The following is a 15,920-nucleotide window of genomic DNA, read 5'->3' as shown; positions in this document are numbered from 1 at the left end:
GGACATGCCCGTAGGGCGTGCGGGACAGTCCGGGCGAGGGGTGGCTTCGAGGCGCGGGCCCGCTGCGGGGCTCCGCCCCGGACCCCGTGCCGCGCCGGCGGGGCTGGACCTGCCCGCTCTTTCGCGGCGAAGCGGAATGGGCTTGGTTCCCGTCAGGGGCTGTATCTCAAGCCCGTCCGGCGATTGAGGACATGCCCGTAGGGCGTGCGGGACAGTCCGGGCGAGGGGTGGCTTCGAGGCGCGGGCCCGCTGCGGGGCTCCGCCCCGGACCCCGTGCCGCGCCGGCCACCGGGCGGGCCTGGACCTGCCCGCCCCTCCGCGGCGAAGCCGAACGGGCTGCCCGGGCCCCGCACCGCCCGGTGGCCGGCGCGGCTTCAGGACCCGCTCAGGCGTGCCGGGAAGCCGCCCTTCGCGATCGGCCCCCACCGCCTCGGCGTCACCCTGATGATCGACTTCCCCTGCTTCCGCATCGCCTCCCGGTACTCCGCCCAGTCCGGATGCTCCCCCGAAATGTTGCGGAAGTACTCCACCAGCGGTTCCACCGAGTCCGGCGCGTCGATGACCTCCGCCTCGCCGTCGATCTGGACCCACGGCCCGTCCCAGTCGTCCGACAGCACGATCACACTCACCCGCGGATTCCGCTTCGCGTTGCGGGTCTTCGCGCGTTCGGGGTACGTCGACATCACGATGCGGCCCGAGTCGTCCACCCCGCAGGTGAGCGGGGAGCCCTGCGGCGACCCGTCCGCGCGGGCCGTCAGCAGGATCGCCCGGTGCCGGGGGCGTACGAACTCGAGCAACTCGTCCAGTTCCACCGTGGTGTTGGTGGCGATGTTGGGTGCCATGGGCCGCAGCCTAATCCTCGGGCGCCCCGTCCTCCGGGACCCCTTCCTCAGGCACCCGGCAGCGCGTCACCCTGGACCGCCTGGATCGCGAGCTCGATCCTGAGAGTGGTGCCGATCGCGGAGATTCCCGCCTGGACCACTTGGTTGTAGTTCATCGCGAAGTCCTCCCGGTGCAGCTCGGCCGTCGCGCGGAAGGCCGCCCGGACCCCGCCCCACGGATCGGGGCCGGTGCCGAGGTACGCGAGGTCCAGGTCCACGTCCCGTACGACACCGTGCAGGGACAGCGCGCCGTGCACCGTCCAGCGGTCCGTGCCGGTCGGTGTCAGACCGTGGCTGCGGTAGACGATCTCCGGGTACTGCTCGACGTCCAGGAAATCCGGCGAGCGCAGGTGCTTGTCGCGCAGGCCGTTGCCCGTGTCGATAGTGGCCGCCCGGATCACCGCCTCGACCCGCGAGGAGCCGAGGTCGGGCGCGATGGCGATCCGGCCCCCGAAGTCGGTGAAGCGGCCGCTCACCGAGGAGATGCCGAGGTGCTGGGCGACCGCGCCCACGGAGGAGTGGGCCGGGTCGATGGACCAGGTGCCCGGTGGTGGCAGTTCGGCGCCGCCCTGGCGGGCCAGCACCACCGTGCCGATCTCGGCGCGCCCGCTCGCGGTCACCATCGCGGTCGACGCGGCCGGTGCGTAACCGAGTGCGGTGACGACGACCGTGTAGGCGCCCGCGGCCAGCGGAGCCGCCGAGCGCACCGTGCCGTCCGCGTCCGCCGTCTCCCGCAGCACCTGTGCGCCGGTCATGTCGGTGACCGTCACGACCGCGTGCTGGACGGCCCAGCCGTCCCGCGTCCGTACCTGTGCGCGAAGTCCCATCCCGTTTCTCTCCTTGCGAAAAATTGCCGGGGCGACAGGCCGTCCCCTGCCTGCCGCCCCGGCCCCGGGCGCGCGCTTCCGCTACAGAGCGCCGCTGCCCGGGGGTCCGAACTACTCGCCCGGGTGGGCGAGTTCGATGTCGTGGCCGTCGACCCCGCCGCCGGCCACGGTCAGCGCTCCGGCCACCGGCGGGTAGCCGGTCGCGATGACCGTGTACTCCCCCGCGTCCAGGTCGGCGAAGGCGTACGCCCCGTCGTCCCCGGTCGTGGAGGTGGCTGCCACGTTGCCGGCGGCGTCGACCAGGGTGACCCGCGCGTCGGCCAGCGGCCGGCGGTCCGGGCCCCCGCGGACGGTGCCGCGGACGAGCGCCCCTGCCTGCAGGACGGCCTCGACCCGGGTCACGCCCTGGCCGCCGATCTCCACGGGGAGGGCCAGCGGCCGGAAGCCGGTGGCGTTCACCGCGACGGTCACCGCACCCGGTACGAGCTCCGCGAAGGCGAAGTCGCCCTGCGCGGTGGTCTTTCCGGTGCCCAGCACATCGCCGCGGACGTCCGTGACGATGACCATGGCGCCTTCGACCGGCAGGCCGCCGTCGGCGGCCCGCACGATGCCGGCGAGACCGCTCGTGCCCGAGAGCAGGATGTCGAACGCCACCGGTTCGTCACCGACGACCACCGTGGATGCCTGCGGCTGGAAGGCGTCGGCCGAGGCGATCAGGACGTACGAACCGGCGCCGGGGGCGTCCAGTGCGTACCTGCCGTCGTGCTGGGAGACCGAGCGGCCGAGCTGGCGGCCGGCCGGCGAGATCAGGGTGACGGCGGCCCGGGGCACCGCGGCACCCTCGTTGCCGCGCACCACACCGTGCACGGAGGGGCCGACCGGTGCGGCGACGGCCGCGCCCGGTGCGTCGGCGGCGAGGGACACGGCGGCAGCGGGCGCGCCGACCGGGGCGCCCACGGACGCCATGGGTGCCGGCGACGTAGCCGACTCGGAGGACTCCGGCGACGCGTGGCTCTTCAGCGCGACCTCCTTGATGAACAGCGTCACGAGGAAGGCCAGCAGCGCGAAGGGCGCCGAGTACAGGAAGACGTCGCCGACGCCGTGGCCGTACGCGGTCTCCATCACCGTACGGATCGGGCCGGGCAGCGTGTCCAGGTCGGGGATGCCCCCGCCGGCCGTGCCGCCGTGGCCCATGGCCGCGCCCTGCGGGCCGAGCTCGGCGAGTCCGTCCTTGACGTAGTGCGTGACCCGGTTGGCAAGCACCGCGCCCAGTGCGGAGACGCCGATCGCACCGCCCAGCGAGCGGAAGAAGGTGACGACGGAGGAGGCGGAGCCGAGGTCCTCGGGCGCGACCTGGTTCTGCGTGCAGAGCACCAGGTTCTGCATCATCATGCCGAGGCCGAGACCCATGACGGCCATGAAGATCGCGATGTGCCAGTACTCCGTGTCGTACCGGATCGTGCCGAGCAGACCGAGGCCACCGGTGACGAGCACACCGCCGCCGACCAGCCAGGCCTTCCAGCGGCCCGTCTTGGTGATGATCTGGCCCGAGACCGTGGAGGAGACGAACAGGCCGGCGATCATCGGAATGGTCATCACGCCGGACATGGTCGGCGACTTGTCGCGTGCCAGCTGGAAGTACTGGCTGAAGAACACGGTGCCGGCGAACATCGCGACACCGACGAAGAGCGAGGCCAGCGAGGCCAGCGTGATCGTGCGGTTGCGGAACAGCCGCAGCGGGATGATCGGCTCGCTCGCCCTGGACTCGATGAGCAGGAAGAGCAGCCCGAGCGCGATCGCTCCGCCGACCAGGGCGTAGGTCTGCCAGGAGATCCAGTCGTACTTGTCGCCGGCGAAGGTCACCCAGACCAGCAGCAGCGAGACCGCGGCGCTGATGAAGAGGGCACCCGCCCAGTCGACCTTGACCTGGCGCTTCACGACAGGCAGCTTCAGCGTCTTCTGGAGAACGATCAGCGCGATGATCGCGAAGGGCACACCGACGTAGAAGCACCAGCGCCAGCCGAGCCACTCGGTGTCGGTGATGATGCCGCCGAGGAGCGGACCGCCGACGGTTGCGACAGCGAACGTCGCACCGAGGTAGCCGCTGTACCGGCCCCGCTCTCGCGGGGCGATCATGGCGGCCATGATGATCTGGGCGAGCGCCGTCAGACCACCGACGCCGATGCCCTGCACGACGCGGCACGCGATGAGCATGCCGGTGTTCTGCGAGAGGCCGGCGACCACCGAGCCCGCCATGTAGATGATGAGCGCTATCTGGACCAGCAGCTTCTTGCTGAAGAGGTCCGCGAGCTTGCCCCACAGCGGGGTGGTCGCGGTCATCGACAGCAGTGCGGCCGTGACCACCCAGGTGTAGGCGCTCTGGCCGCCGCCGAGGTCGGTGATGATCTCGGGCAGGGCGTTGGAGACGATGGTGGACGACAGGATGGCGACGAACATGCCGAGCAGCAGCCCGGACAGCGCTTCCATGATCTGCCGGTGGGTCATCGGCGTGCTGTCGCCGGCGGGTTGAGCGCCGTGCTTGGCGTGGCCGCCCCGCACACCGGACGGTGTGGTCGTAGCCATGAAATTCCTTTTCTTACGTCTTGTCACACGGATGTACGGGAGTGCGGCTCGTCGTGGTGGCGCGCCCGGCAGTCTCCGAAGGAGTCGCGCAGGCGCGCCAGCATCACGATCAGCTGTCCGACGTCGTCGTCGGACCAGTCCTGGAGGTTGTGGGCGAACATGTCCGTCGTCCGCCGGGCGAGCTCGTCGAGCATGTCCAGCCCCGCGGGGGTCAGCCGGAGGATGCGGGAGCGCCGGTCGCCCGGGTCGGGGGAGCGCTCGATCCATCCACGTTCCGCCGCATGAGCCACATGCCGGCTGGTCACCGACATGTCGACGGCCAGCAGCTCGGCCAGCCGGCTCATCCGCATCTCGCCGTTGCGGTCCAGCAGGGTCAGTACGGCGGCGGTGCCGGAGGGGCACTCGGCGGGGAGCATCCGTGCCAGTCCGCGCTTGATGGCACCGATGGCACTGAGCTGCCTGGCCAGCTCCGCGTACTGGCTCTGTGCGGCCATGGCTGTAGCCCTCCCGACATCTTGTTGCTTAGGGCAACCATAGAAGTTATTGGTTGCTGAAGGCAAACGAAAACGGGGCTTGCAGTAGTAAAGGAACTCAAAAGGCTTCGCATACGCCCGGTCATGGCGCACCGGGGGAGCCGTCCGTCGCTCGCCCGGGGTTGGGAAGGACACCTGCGTTCGCTAGGGTCCTGCCCCATGGCACACAACCCCCACGCTCCCCAAGGTCAGGGCCCCGAGGGCAACTACGACCCGGCGGGCAGCACCCAGATGTTCCGCGCGTTCGTCGACGAGGGCACGCCGCAGACCCGGCAGCCGGCGGCCACCGCCCAGTCCGGTTCACGCGTCGGGCTCATCGTCGGCGTCATCGCCGCCGTCGTGATCCTCGGCGCGGTGGCCTGGCTCGCCCTGGGCTGACCCGCTCGCTTCCTCACGCCACCGGGTACGTCACTGCGGCCGCGGCCTCGTCAGGTCCAGGCGGCGGTGACGTCCTGGGTCTCGATGTGCATGCCCAGTGGCACCCGCCAGGCGTCCACACACACGGTGTACGCCTGTGTGCGCGCCGTCCCCGCGGCGATCGGCGCGGGCAGGGGCTGGGCGGACCGGATGGTCGCCCAGTCGATGCCGAGCGCGCCGATGATGTGCGTGGCGAAGGTGACGGTGCCCGAAGTCACCGGTGACTGACCGGTGTTGCGGAACTTCACGGTGACCTGCTCGCACCAGCGACGGTCGAGTGCCGCGCGCACCGGTTCGCCGACGCTGAGCACGGCGGGTCCCGGCGGGGGTTTCGGAGTGGGCTGCGAGGGTGGCTCGGCCGGCGGGGTCCCGGGCCGGCCGGGTGAGGTCGTGCCGCCGGAGCCCCCTGATGTGCCCGATCCGCCCGAGGCGCCGGAGCCCGCTGATGTGCCCGATCCGCCCGAGGCGCCGGATCCGGCAGTGCCGGAGCCCGCGCCCGGACCTCCGGAAGCCGGACCTCCTGCATCCGGGGTACCTGCGCCGCCCGGAGCGCCCGGGCTTCCTCCCGTACCGTCCGTGTCACTGCCGCCGCCCGCGGACGGCGTACCGGACGGCTGCCCGCCCTGCGGCGGTGTCGCGCCCGGTGACGCACCGGATCCGGTGGCGCCGTCCAGCGGTACCAGGACCACGTCGCCCTGCGGCGGAACCGCGGCCGTGGAACCTCTGTCCGGCCCCGAACCCGCGGCGCCGACCGCCGCGTATCCGTCGTCGCCGCCGCTGCCGCACGCCGTCAGTGTGCCGCCGAGGCAGAGCGCCACCGCTACGAGAGCCGTTCCTGGACGTCGTCGCATCGCGTCAGTGTGTCTGACGGCCCGTCAATAAGGAACCCCGGCCGCAGCCGCCGGATCGGCGACCGGGCCGGGCCGGCGGACGTCAGTCGGAGATCAGTCCCTCCCGCAGCTGCGCGAGCGTGCGGGTCAGCAGCCGGGAGACGTGCATCTGCGAGATGCCGACCTCCTCGCCGATCTGGGACTGCGTCATGTTCGCGAAGAACCGCAGCATGATGATCTGCCGCTCCCGGGGCGGCAGTTTGGCCAGCAGCGGCTTCAGGGACTCGCGGTACTCCACGCCCTCCAGGGCCGAGTCCTCGTACCCCAGACGGTCCGCCAGCGAGCCCTCACCGCCGTCGTCCTCGGGGGACGGCGAGTCCAGCGAGGATGCCGTGTAGGCGTTTCCGACGGCCAGGCCGTCGACCACGTCCTCCTCGGAGACCCCGAGCACGGCCGCGAGTTCGGGCACGGTCGGGGAGCGGTCCAGCTTCTGCGCAAGCTCGTCGCTCGCCTTGGTGAGCGCGAGCCGCAACTCCTGGAGGCGGCGCGGCACCCGCACCGACCACGAGGTGTCGCGGAAGAAGCGCTTGATCTCGCCGACGACCGTCGGCATGGCGAACGTCGGGAACTCCACGCCCCGTTCGCAGTCGAAGCGGTCGATCGCCTTGATCAGACCGATCGTCCCGACCTGGACGATGTCCTCCATCGGTTCGTTGCGGGAGCGGAACCGCGCCGCCGCGTAACGCACCAGGGGGAGGTTGAGCTCGATGAGGGTGTCGCGCACATAGGTGCGCTCCGGGGTGTTGCCCGCGCCCTCGGCGTTCTGCGCGTCCAGTGCGCGCAGCCGCAGAAACAGGGAGCGGGACAGAGTGCGAGTGTCGATGGCCTCCGAGCTGTCAGGCGTGACAGGTGCGGGAGCGCTCTTTGTGAGCGTAAGCACCTTCGAGCTGCCCTGTTCTGCGGACATGCCACCCCCTTGAGGTCGCGGACGGTCGCGGTGGCCGCGACCAACGGAGGAACGCAGCTTCCCCTGAAATACCGGCGGCGAGGCTGCGGCAAACGCGTCTCCCGCAGAATGTCACATGTCGGCAACACGCTGTAGTGACATGTCGACAAGTAACGGGCCAAACTCCGCAGGCGGCAGGGGGTGTACGGATGTGGGCCCGATGAAAAAGCGTCCGACCGGGGTATACCCGTTCCGGCTACGCCTCGATCCTGTTTGCGGATCGCAATCGGGCGAAGCTGCGCGCCAGAAGTCTTGACACATGCATCTGGGAGACTCCCAGTTCCTGGCTGATCTGCGACTGCGTCAGATTGCTGTAGTACCGCAGCATCAGGATGCGCTGTTCCCGTTCGGGCAGTTGTACGAGCAGATGCCGTACGAGATCCCGGTGTTCGACGCCCGCGAGTGCGGGGTCCTCGTAACCGAGCCGGTCCAGCAGGCCGGGCAGACCGTCGCCCTCCTGCGCCGCCTCCAGCGAGGTCGCGTGGTACGAACGGCCGGCCTCGATGCAGGCCAGCACCTCGTCCTCGCCGATCTTCAGCCGCTCGGCGATCTCGGCCGTCGTCGGGGAGCGGCCGTGAGCGGTCGTCAGGTCCTCGGTGGCCCCGTTGACCTGGACCCACAGCTCGTGCAGCCGCCGCGGCACATGGACGGTCCGCACGTTGTCGCGGAAGTAACGTTTGATCTCGCCGACCACCGTGGGCATCGCGAAGGTCGGGAACTGCACCCCACGATCCGGGTCGAAGCGGTCGATCGCGTTGATGAGCCCGATGGTGCCGACCTGGACGACGTCCTCCATCGGCTCGTTGCGCGAGCGGAAGCGGGCGGCGGCGTAGCGCACCAGCGGGAGGTTCGCCTCGATCAGCGCCCCACGCACCCGGGAGTGTTCCGGGGTGCCCGGCTCCAGGTCCTTGAGTTCCCCGAAGAGCACCTGAGTCAGGGCCCTGGTGTCGGCGCCCCTGCTCTGTGGCCGCGCGGTGGCGGGCGGGTCGTCCGGCCGCTCGTTCTGGGGCAACACCTGAGGCGCAGTACTGGCCGGCACGGTCACGCCACCCCTTTGCGGTCAACTACGGTCAACTCATCCGTCAAAAGCGGTCATAGCATCACAAGACATGTCCACTGTGTGCAAGCACCCGAAAATGCCGTGTTGACGTCATGTTGTGATCTAAACCTCAAAAAACCCCCCGCCCAGCGGGCGGAGGGCCGGAAAAGGAGGTGGTTCAGAACTCGTAGTCGGCGATCACCCAGGTGGCGAACTCACGCCACTGTCCGGCGGCGGCCTGATGAGCCGGATGCTCGATGTACCGCGTCAGCGCATCACCGTCGGCGACGGCCGAGTTGATGGCGAAGTCGTAGGCGATGGGGCGGTCGGTGATGTTCCAGCCGCACTCCCAGAACTCCAGCTCGGGCACGAGCCCGTCCAGCTCCCGGAAGGCCTGCGCGCCGGCGATCACCCGGGGCTCGTCGCGCCCCACTCCCTCGTTGAGCTTGAACAGGACCAGATGGCGGATCAAGGGGCGCTCCCAGCGTCGGTCGTTCGGACCAGCGACAGACCTCGGGGTCCGTCGTCCGGATCAGCGACAGACCCTAATTGACGAGCTCGGTCATGAAGTCCCCGACGCCCTGCGCGGCGGTCGAAATGCCCTCGAACCCTATCTGGACCAGGTCGGCAGCCTTCTCCGGGGACGTGATGATCGTGTAGAGCACGAAGACGACGAGGACATAGAGAGCGATCTTCTTCGTTTGCACCATCAGCCCTTGCTCCCTGCGTCCCCTGGCCCCTGTGCCTCCCCCGTTCGTGGAGTCGCGTGAGTCTAACCGAGCCTTTCCGGACCAAGAACCCGGTGATCGTGGCCGGTTGCCGACGGGGTCCCGGGCCCGCCGGACAGGTCCGTACGAGTGGTCCCGGAACAGACGAAAGGGTCCGGCTCGATGAGCCGGACCCTTTGCCGAGAGCGGTAGCGGAGGGATTTGAACCCTCGGTGACTTGCGCCACACTCGCTTTCGAGGCGAGCTCCTTCGGCCGCTCGGACACGCTACCGGGAGAGAGCTTAGCCCAAGGTGGGCCGTGCTCCGAAATCGATATTCGGATCCGTGCTCAGCGCTCACGGAAGAAGGCCGTCAGGAGCGCCGCGCACTCCTGAGCGAGCACGCCGAGCACCACCTCGGGCCGGTGGTTGAGCCGCCTGTCCCGTACGACGTCCCACAGGGAACCCGCGGCGCCCGCCTTCTCGTCGCGGGCACCGTAGACCACCCGGGCCACCCGGGACTGCACGATCGCGCCCGCGCACATGGTGCACGGCTCCAGCGTCACGACCAGGGTGCAGCCGGTCAGGCGCCAGCTGCCGAGGCGCTCCGCGGCCCTGCGGATCGCCAGGACCTCGGCGTGGGCCGTCGGGTCGCCCGTCAGCTCGCGTTCGTTGTGCCCGGCGGAGAGCACCGTGCCGTCCTCGTCCAGCACGAGGGCGCCGACCGGCACATCGCCGGACAGCGCCGCACGCTCCGCCTCCGCGAGGGCGGCACGCATCGGAGCCTCCCAGGGTCCGCGTACCGGGTCCGAGCCTGTCGGTACGCGATCGGGTGCCGCTCCCGTCACTAGCGAACGGTCTCCAGAACCTCGGCCGCGCCCAGCGACTCGGCGATCTCGGGCAGTGCCTCCGTATCCAGTGCCAGCAGCTCCTTCTCCGACAGACCGAGGTCCGTCAGGATGTCGCGGTCACCGACCGGTCCCGCGGGCACGGTGTCCAGCGCGGCGATGGGGTCGACGGCTTCCTCGTCGTCGTCCTCGTCGTCCTCGCCGTCCTCGGTGCCGTCGAGGTCCAGGGCGTCCAGATCGTCGGCCGGGTCATCATCGTCCCCGCCGAGCAGTTCGTTGGTGAGGATCTCCCCGTAGGAGGAGCGCGCGGCGGCGGCCGCGTCCGAGACGAAGATACGAGGGTCCTCCTCGCCCTCCACCCGGACGATGCCGAACCAGGCGTCCTCCTGCTCGATGAAGACGAGCACCGTGTCCTCGTCCACCGAGGCCTCACGTGCCAGGTCGGTCAGATCCGACAGCGTCTCCACATCGTCGAGCTCTGTGTCGCTCGCTTCCCACCCGTCATGAGTGCGCGCGAGCAGTGCGGCGAAGTACACCGTGACTCTCCCACTGATCAGAGGTGTGACGACCGGCGGTGCGCTGAGCGTGCCCCGCCCTCTCGGAATCGTGGCAGAAAGCGGGCCATTGCGAGAGGTCTTCCGTCGTTGCGTCGGCCATCAGTTCTCACAGGCACCGTTTGCCTGGGCCTGTCACCAGCGGAACGTGCGCATGCGCATCTGGTGACGCATCCGTGCAGCACGGGCCCGGCGCGGCTGCACCCGGTCGCGCAGTGCCTTGGCCTCGTGGAGCTCACGGAGGAACTGGGCGCGCCGTCTTCTGCGCGCCGCCTCGGTCTCGCTCTCGCTCCCTATGTCGTGCTGCTCACCCTCGGGCTCAGGCATCGCCCACACACCACCCCACGGCCGGATCCGTCTTCCCCCCCAGCCCCGGGACCTGGGGGGATGCCCTCCACCTTCCCTCCGGAACCTGCCTTGATGCGAGCGCGGGCTACTGTTGGCGCCATGCGGATCCACGTCGTCGACCACCCCCTGGTGGCGCACAAACTCACCACGCTGCGCGACAGGCGCACCGACTCCCCGACCTTCCGGCGTCTCGCCGACGAGCTGGTCACCCTGCTCGCGTACGAGGCCACCCGGGACGTGCGCACCGAGCAGGTGGACATCGTGACCCCGGTGACCGGGACGACGGGCGTCAAGCTGTCGCACCCGCGTCCGTTGGTGGTGCCGATCCTGCGGGCGGGCCTCGGCATGCTGGACGGCATGGTGCGCCTGCTGCCGACCGCCGAGGTGGGCTTCCTCGGGATGATCCGCAACGAGGAGACGCTGGAGGCGTCGACGTACGCGACCCGGATGCCCGAGGACCTTTCGGGCCGCCAGGTCTATGTCCTCGACCCGATGCTGGCCACCGGCGGCACGCTGGTGGCGGCGATCCGTGAGCTGATCAAGCGCGGCGCGGACGATGTGACGGCGGTCGTGCTGCTGGCGGCGCCGGAGGGTGTCGAGATGATGGAGCGCGAGCTCGCGGGCACGCCGGTCACGGTCGTCACGGCGTCCGTGGACGAGCGCCTGAATGAGCACGGCTACATCGTCCCGGGCCTCGGCGACGCGGGCGACCGCATGTACGGCACGGTCGACTAGGGCCTGATCCGACGGGCCCGAGGGGCCTCGTTCTTCACCTCGGCCGCCGGGACGACTGCGTCCCGGCGGCCTTGTTGTGCGGTGGCGCCTCGCCGCGGAGGTGCGGTCTCAGCACTTACCGGCGGGCGCGGGCGCGGGTTTCGCGAGCACCGTCAGCGCCTGGTCCGCGTCCGGCTTGGCCGTGAGCGCCGTGAAGCCCGTACCGAGAATCAGGTCCACGTCCGCCGTCTTGCGCGCGTCCGTCTTGGTCGTCGTACCCCGCAGCTGGGTGCCGAGGACCGAGAACGGCCCCTTCGTCGCCGTCGGCGCGCCGAGCAGTATCCCGATGCCCGGAACCTTCTTGTCGTAGGCCGCCGGCGCGTTGCCCACCTTGCCGATGGCAAAGCCGCGTTTCTTGAGTTCGTCGGCCGCCGCCTTGGCCAGACCGGACCGCGGAGTGGCGTTGTAGACGTTCACCGTGATCTGTCCCGGCCTGAGGGCCACGGGAGCCGCCGCGGGGGTCTTCGGAGCCGGTCGGCAGTTCGCCTTGTGGCTCGCCGACGTCTTCTTCCCGTCACCGGTGAAGACGTCGATGAGCTGCAGCGTTCCCCACCCGGCCAGCCCGAGGGCGACGACCGCGGCAACGACTGCCGTGACGATCCTGCGGCGATTGCGGTGGCGTCGCATGCGGGGGTATTTGTCGCCCGTGATGCGGTACTTTCCGCCCATGCCGGGGGGAGTGAGCATGCTCATGGGCGCAGCGTAGTGCGACCCGGAGTCCATGCCTACTAAACGATCAACTGATTGCGTCCGTACGGACTTCGAATGAGCCCGAAAGGGTCAGTGGCGGGCCTTTCACCGAGCGCCTCGCCGCCGTTTGTGCGGGTCAGCCGAGTTCGAGGACGCGGGCGTGCAGCACCTGGCGCTGCTGGAGCGCGGCGCGTACGGCGCGGTGCAGGCCGTCCTCGAGATAGAGGTCGCCCTGCCACTTCACGACATGCGCGAAGAGGTCGCCGTAGAAGGTCGAGTCCTCGGCCAGCAGCGTTTCCAGATCGAGCTGACCCTTGGTCGTCACGAGCTGATCGAGGCGGACCGGGCGCGGCGCGACATCCGCCCACTGCCGGGTGCTTTCCCGGCCGTGGTCGGGATACGGCCGCCCGTTACCGATGCGCTTGAAGATCACACGGAAAGCCTACCGGGCAAGCGGCTCCGGGCGCAGCCATGGCAGGCCAATGCGATCCTGGGCAAAACGGTGCAGACCGGAAATCACACGCCACAGACCGGAAATCCGAGGTCCGTCATGGCCGAGACCGTGCCGCAGCCCGCGCAGGAAATCGCCTCGGGCTACGCCGTCGACGGCCCGGCCCTGGAGCTGGGCGCTCTGCTCTGGGACGGGCAGTGCCTGCCGACGGCGCCGGTCCGTATCCCGCTCTCCATGCTCAACCGGCACGGACTGGTCGCCGGCGCCACCGGCACGGGGAAGACCAAGACGCTCCAGCTGATCGCCGAGCAGCTCTCCGCGAACGGGGTGCCCGTCTTCCTGGCCGACATCAAGGGCGACGTGTCCGGCGTCTCCGCGCCCGGCCAGGACGGCCCCAAGGTGCGCGAGCGGGCGGCGCAGGTCGGGCAGGAGTGGCAGGCCCAGGGATTTCCCTGCGCGTTCTACGGGCTGGGCGGCATCGGCGCAGGCATCCCCGTGCGGGCGACCGTGACGAGCTTCGGGCCGGTGCTGCTCTCCAAGGTGCTCCAGCTCAACCAGACGCAGGAGCAGTCCCTCGGGCTGATCTTCCACTACGCGGACTCCAAGGGCCTGGAGCTGGTCGACCTCAAGGATCTGCGCGCGGTGGTGGCCTTCCTGGTGTCCGACACCGGCAAGGCGGAGCTGAAGAACATCGGCGGCCTCTCGACGGCCACGGCGGGCGTCATCCTTCGCTCGATCACGGCCTTCGAGCAGCAGGGCGCGGGCGGGTTCTTCGGCGAGCCGGAGTTCGACACGAGCGAGCTGCTGCGGACGGCCCCGGACGGGCGGGGGCTCGTCTCCGTACTGGAGCTGCCGTCGGTGCAGGACAAGCCGCAGCTGTTCTCCACCTTTCTGATGTGGCTGCTCGCCGATCTCTTCGAGGATCTGCCCGAGGTCGGCGACGTGGACAAGCCGAAGCTCGTGTTCTTCTTCGACGAGGCGCATCTGCTGTTCAACGGGGCGTCCAAGGCGTTCCTGGAATCGATCACACAGACCGTGCGGCTGATTCGCTCGAAAGGGGTCGGCGTCTTCTTCGTGACGCAGACACCCAAGGACGTGCCGTCCGATGTGCTGGCGCAGCTCGGCAACCGGGTACAGCACGCGCTGCGGGCGTTCACGCCGGACGACGCGAAGGCGCTGAAGGCGACGGTGAAGACCTTCCCGAACTCGGCGTACGACCTGGAAGAAGTGCTCACCGGGCTCGGCATCGGCGAGGCCGTGATCACCGTGCTGAGCGACAAGGGGGCGCCGACGCCCGTCGCGGCGACACGGCTGCGGGCACCGCAGTCCCTGATGGGCCCGATCGACGCGGCGGCGATGCAGGCGGCGGTGACCTCCTCCCCGCTGTACGCGCGCTACGCGGAGGCGGTCGACCGGGAGTCGGCGTACGAGAAGCTGACCGCCGAGCAGCAGGCGGCGGAGGCGGCGGCCGAAGCGGCGGCGCGGGACGCGGAGGTGGCGAAGCAGGCAGCGAAGGACGCGGCGAAGGCGCCGAAGGCCTCGCAGAAGAAGGACGAGTCGCTGGCCGGTCAGGTGATGGGCAGCGGGGTCTTCCGGTCGCTGGCGCGCTCGGTGGGCACGCAGCTCGGCCGGGAGATCTCCCGCTCGCTGTTCGGCACCGCCCGCCGCAGGCGCTGAAACGACTGCTCCCCCACGCCCGGGCGGGCGCGGGGGAGCGGTCAGGCTGGGTGACCTGGTGGCTCGGTGGTCCCGTTACTCGGTGACCTCGTGGCCGTGGCCGTCGTGGAGGCCGCCGCCGCTGCCGGCGTCGCCCTCCGTCGGGACGGTGACGACCGGCTTCCTGAGCGAGCTCAGGTCGTGGGCGTACGTGCCGACCGCGTTGGCGATGACGCCGATGTTCACGGCGAACGCCGTCATGTTGATGTTGCTGAGGTCGTCACCCTTGGCGTGGTAGTTCGGGTCGTACGCGACACCCGCGGTGCCGCCGAACTTCGCCACCTGGGCCGGGGTCTTGAGGCCCTCGGCGCCGGTGAACGTACCGCCGGAGGGGATGCCGACCTCGATGAACGGCCCGTAGTCCGAGCGTCCGGTGAAGTCCGTGCCCTCGTGCGGGGTGCGGCGCTTGTCGAGGAACGTGTTGATGTCACGCTCCAGCTGCGCCGAACCCGCCGGGCCGGGGCCCGCGCCCACGCCGTCGGAGTCGTCGCCGTCGTAGACGAAGAGCCCGTAGTTCGGCGAGGCGATCATGTCGAAGTTCAGATAGAGCTTGATCTCCTTCTTCCCGAGGTCGCTGAGGTTCGCGACGTACGCGTCGGAGCCGAGCAGACCGTTCTCCTCCGCCGACCACCAGGCGAACCGGACCTTGTTGGCCGGACGCTTCTCGGCCTTCGCCAGCTCCTGGGCGACTTCGAGCAGACCGGCGGAGCCGGAGCCGTTGTCGTTGATGCCGGGGCCGGCGGTGACCGAGTCGAGGTGCGAGCCGAGCATCACGGTGTTGGCCGCGTTGCCCGTGCGCGTCTCCGCGATCACGTTCCTGGTCGTGCGGTTCTGCTGGAGCTGGCGGATCTCGAAGGAGACGTTCACCGCGCCCTTGGCGAGGTCGGCGACGAGCTTCTCGCCGTCCGCCTGGGTGACCCCGCCGGTGGGGATCTTGCCGGTGGCCACGTCGCCCAGGGTGCCCGAGAGCGCGCCCTCGGTGTTGTTGTAGACGATGGCTCCGACCGCGCCGGCTGCGGCGGCGGCGGCCTGCTTCTCGCCGAAGGTGCAGCCGCCGCGCTTGATGAGCGCGATCTTCCCGGTGAAGGTGCCGGAGGCGTAGTCGGCGCCCTCGCAGCCCGGCGTCGCGTCCCCCGGCACGGCGGCCAGATCGGCCTTGATGCCGCCCACCGGGGTGGACTTGGTGTACGTCATCGCCGAGATCGCGACGTCGCGCGGCGTGGGCGAGACCACGGAGAGCTTCTCGGCCTGCGTCTCGGTGTAGATGAAGTTGAACTCTTCGTAGGAGACGTCGTAGCCGTACTTCTTCATCTGCTGGTAGACGTACGCGGCGGACGCGTCGTGGCCCAGCGAACCGGCGGCCCGGTGGCCGCCCGTGCTGTCGGCTATCTGCTGGAACTTCTCCAGATGCTCGTGGGCGTCCTTGGCGGACGCCTTGCCGACCAGCTTCTGCGCCAGCTTCGACGCGTTCTTCGCCGCCTGGTCGCCAGGATCCTGGCGATGCGCGGCGGAAGGGGAAGCGGATGCCAGCAGGAGCGGGGTGGCGAGTGCGGCTGCGGCCATGGTGGCCACGGCTCTGCGACGGGATGCCTTCACAGAGATCCTTCCCGGTGTGGACAGGTGGAAGGGAAAGTTAGCGACGCACGGCAGTTCTGTGAACGGATGTGCCTCAACTCACGTCGCAATTCATCTCATTGACACCAGGAGTGGAGGGATC

The 15,920-nt window shown here is 69.9% G+C and carries 18 protein-coding genes and 1 tRNA gene; 3 read left to right on the top strand and 16 right to left on the bottom strand.

Translation table 11 applies throughout. The features are described from left to right. Positions 1–374: 374 nt before the first annotated feature. The 4 genes from ABTX78_RS27915 to ABTX78_RS27900 all read right to left on the bottom strand — a co-directional run bounded on the left by ABTX78_RS27915 (position 375) and on the right by ABTX78_RS27900 (position 4,785). The gene (locus ABTX78_RS27915; protein ID WP_352209549.1) at positions 375–842 is read right to left on the bottom strand and encodes a PPOX class F420-dependent oxidoreductase; all 468 of its coding nucleotides are present in this window, start codon (positions 840–842) and stop codon (positions 375–377) included. Between the two features lie 47 nt (positions 843–889). Then, positions 890–1,708, bottom strand: coding sequence for a YceI family protein (locus ABTX78_RS27910; RefSeq protein ID WP_352209548.1), 819 nt, complete (start codon positions 1,706–1,708; stop codon positions 890–892). A gap of 111 nt (positions 1,709–1,819) precedes the next feature. Beyond that, on the bottom strand, positions 1,820–4,213 hold the full coding sequence (locus ABTX78_RS27905) for an MFS transporter (RefSeq protein ID WP_502993985.1): 2,394 nt from the start codon (positions 4,211–4,213) through the stop codon (positions 1,820–1,822). Positions 4,214–4,314: 101 nt separating this feature from the next. After that, a complete protein-coding gene (locus tag ABTX78_RS27900) occupies positions 4,315–4,785 on the bottom strand; it encodes a MarR family winged helix-turn-helix transcriptional regulator (RefSeq protein WP_352209546.1) in 471 nt (156 codons plus the stop codon). 198 nt (positions 4,786–4,983) lie between these two features. Between ABTX78_RS27900 and ABTX78_RS27895 the strand changes: the two genes are divergently transcribed. Further along, positions 4,984–5,202, top strand: a complete 219-nt coding sequence (locus ABTX78_RS27895) for a hypothetical protein (RefSeq protein WP_352209545.1) — start codon at positions 4,984–4,986, stop codon at positions 5,200–5,202. Between the two features lie 50 nt (positions 5,203–5,252). Here ABTX78_RS27895 and ABTX78_RS27890 read toward each other — a convergent pair whose 3' ends face one another. The 9 genes from ABTX78_RS27890 to ABTX78_RS27850 form a co-directional block, all read right to left on the bottom strand. Next, positions 5,253–5,552 carry a hypothetical protein gene (locus ABTX78_RS27890; protein WP_352209544.1) on the bottom strand — a complete coding sequence of 100 codons (300 nt, stop codon included), beginning with the start codon at positions 5,550–5,552 and terminating at the stop codon, positions 5,253–5,255. A gap of 622 nt (positions 5,553–6,174) precedes the next feature. Then, positions 6,175–7,038 carry an RNA polymerase sigma factor SigF gene (locus tag ABTX78_RS27885; protein WP_352209543.1) on the bottom strand — a complete coding sequence of 288 codons (864 nt, stop codon included), beginning with the start codon at positions 7,036–7,038 and terminating at the stop codon, positions 6,175–6,177. A 235-nt stretch (positions 7,039–7,273) separates the two neighbouring features. Then, the gene (locus ABTX78_RS27880; protein ID WP_313945425.1) at positions 7,274–8,116 is read right to left on the bottom strand and encodes an RNA polymerase sigma factor SigF; all 843 of its coding nucleotides are present in this window, start codon (positions 8,114–8,116) and stop codon (positions 7,274–7,276) included. A 178-nt stretch (positions 8,117–8,294) separates the two neighbouring features. Further along, positions 8,295–8,588: a Dabb family protein gene (locus ABTX78_RS27875; protein ID WP_352209542.1), complete on the bottom strand. Its 294-nt coding sequence runs from the start codon at positions 8,586–8,588 to the stop codon at positions 8,295–8,297. A 73-nt stretch (positions 8,589–8,661) separates the two neighbouring features. Continuing rightward, positions 8,662–8,826: a hypothetical protein gene (locus ABTX78_RS27870; RefSeq protein ID WP_352209541.1), complete on the bottom strand. Its 165-nt coding sequence runs from the start codon at positions 8,824–8,826 to the stop codon at positions 8,662–8,664. 204 nt (positions 8,827–9,030) lie between these two features. Continuing rightward, a tRNA-Ser gene (locus ABTX78_RS27865) sits at positions 9,031–9,115 on the bottom strand. 57 nt (positions 9,116–9,172) lie between these two features. After that, complete coding sequence (gene tadA / locus ABTX78_RS27860) at positions 9,173–9,601, bottom strand: tRNA adenosine(34) deaminase TadA (RefSeq protein WP_352209540.1); 429 nt, start codon at positions 9,599–9,601, stop codon at positions 9,173–9,175. A gap of 68 nt (positions 9,602–9,669) precedes the next feature. Continuing rightward, positions 9,670–10,206 (bottom strand): tRNA adenosine deaminase-associated protein, encoded by a 537-nt coding sequence (locus tag ABTX78_RS27855; RefSeq protein ID WP_352209539.1) that lies wholly within the window; start codon positions 10,204–10,206, stop codon positions 9,670–9,672. Between the two features lie 153 nt (positions 10,207–10,359). Next, entirely contained in the window at positions 10,360–10,551 is a 192-nt protein-coding gene (locus ABTX78_RS27850) for a hypothetical protein (protein WP_352209538.1), read from the bottom strand. A 120-nt stretch (positions 10,552–10,671) separates the two neighbouring features. Between ABTX78_RS27850 and upp the strand changes: the two genes are divergently transcribed. Further along, complete coding sequence (gene upp / locus ABTX78_RS27845) at positions 10,672–11,307, top strand: uracil phosphoribosyltransferase (RefSeq protein WP_313945431.1); 636 nt, start codon at positions 10,672–10,674, stop codon at positions 11,305–11,307. 108 nt (positions 11,308–11,415) lie between these two features. Here upp and ABTX78_RS27840 read toward each other — a convergent pair whose 3' ends face one another. Next, positions 11,416–12,039, bottom strand: a complete 624-nt coding sequence (locus ABTX78_RS27840) for a LytR C-terminal domain-containing protein (protein WP_352209537.1) — start codon at positions 12,037–12,039, stop codon at positions 11,416–11,418. A gap of 133 nt (positions 12,040–12,172) precedes the next feature. Further along, positions 12,173–12,469 (bottom strand): type II toxin-antitoxin system VapB family antitoxin, encoded by a 297-nt coding sequence (locus ABTX78_RS27835; protein ID WP_003955420.1) that lies wholly within the window; start codon positions 12,467–12,469, stop codon positions 12,173–12,175. 117 nt (positions 12,470–12,586) lie between these two features. Here ABTX78_RS27835 and ABTX78_RS27830 point away from each other — a divergent pair, with 117 nt between their 5' ends. Next, on the top strand, positions 12,587–14,164 hold the full coding sequence (locus ABTX78_RS27830) for a helicase HerA-like domain-containing protein (protein ID WP_352209536.1): 1,578 nt from the start codon (positions 12,587–12,589) through the stop codon (positions 14,162–14,164). A gap of 75 nt (positions 14,165–14,239) precedes the next feature. Here ABTX78_RS27830 and ABTX78_RS27825 read toward each other — a convergent pair whose 3' ends face one another. Then, the gene (locus tag ABTX78_RS27825; RefSeq protein ID WP_352209576.1) at positions 14,240–15,775 is read right to left on the bottom strand and encodes a M28 family metallopeptidase; all 1,536 of its coding nucleotides are present in this window, start codon (positions 15,773–15,775) and stop codon (positions 14,240–14,242) included. Positions 15,776–15,920 lie beyond the last annotated feature (145 nt).

It is taken from the genome of Streptomyces sp. NPDC096193, assembly GCF_040302905.1.
GTDB lineage: Bacteria > Actinomycetota > Actinomycetes > Streptomycetales > Streptomycetaceae > Streptomyces.
The sequence above is the reverse complement of the archived record's forward strand: the minus strand, read 5'-3'. Positions and strand labels throughout refer to the sequence as shown.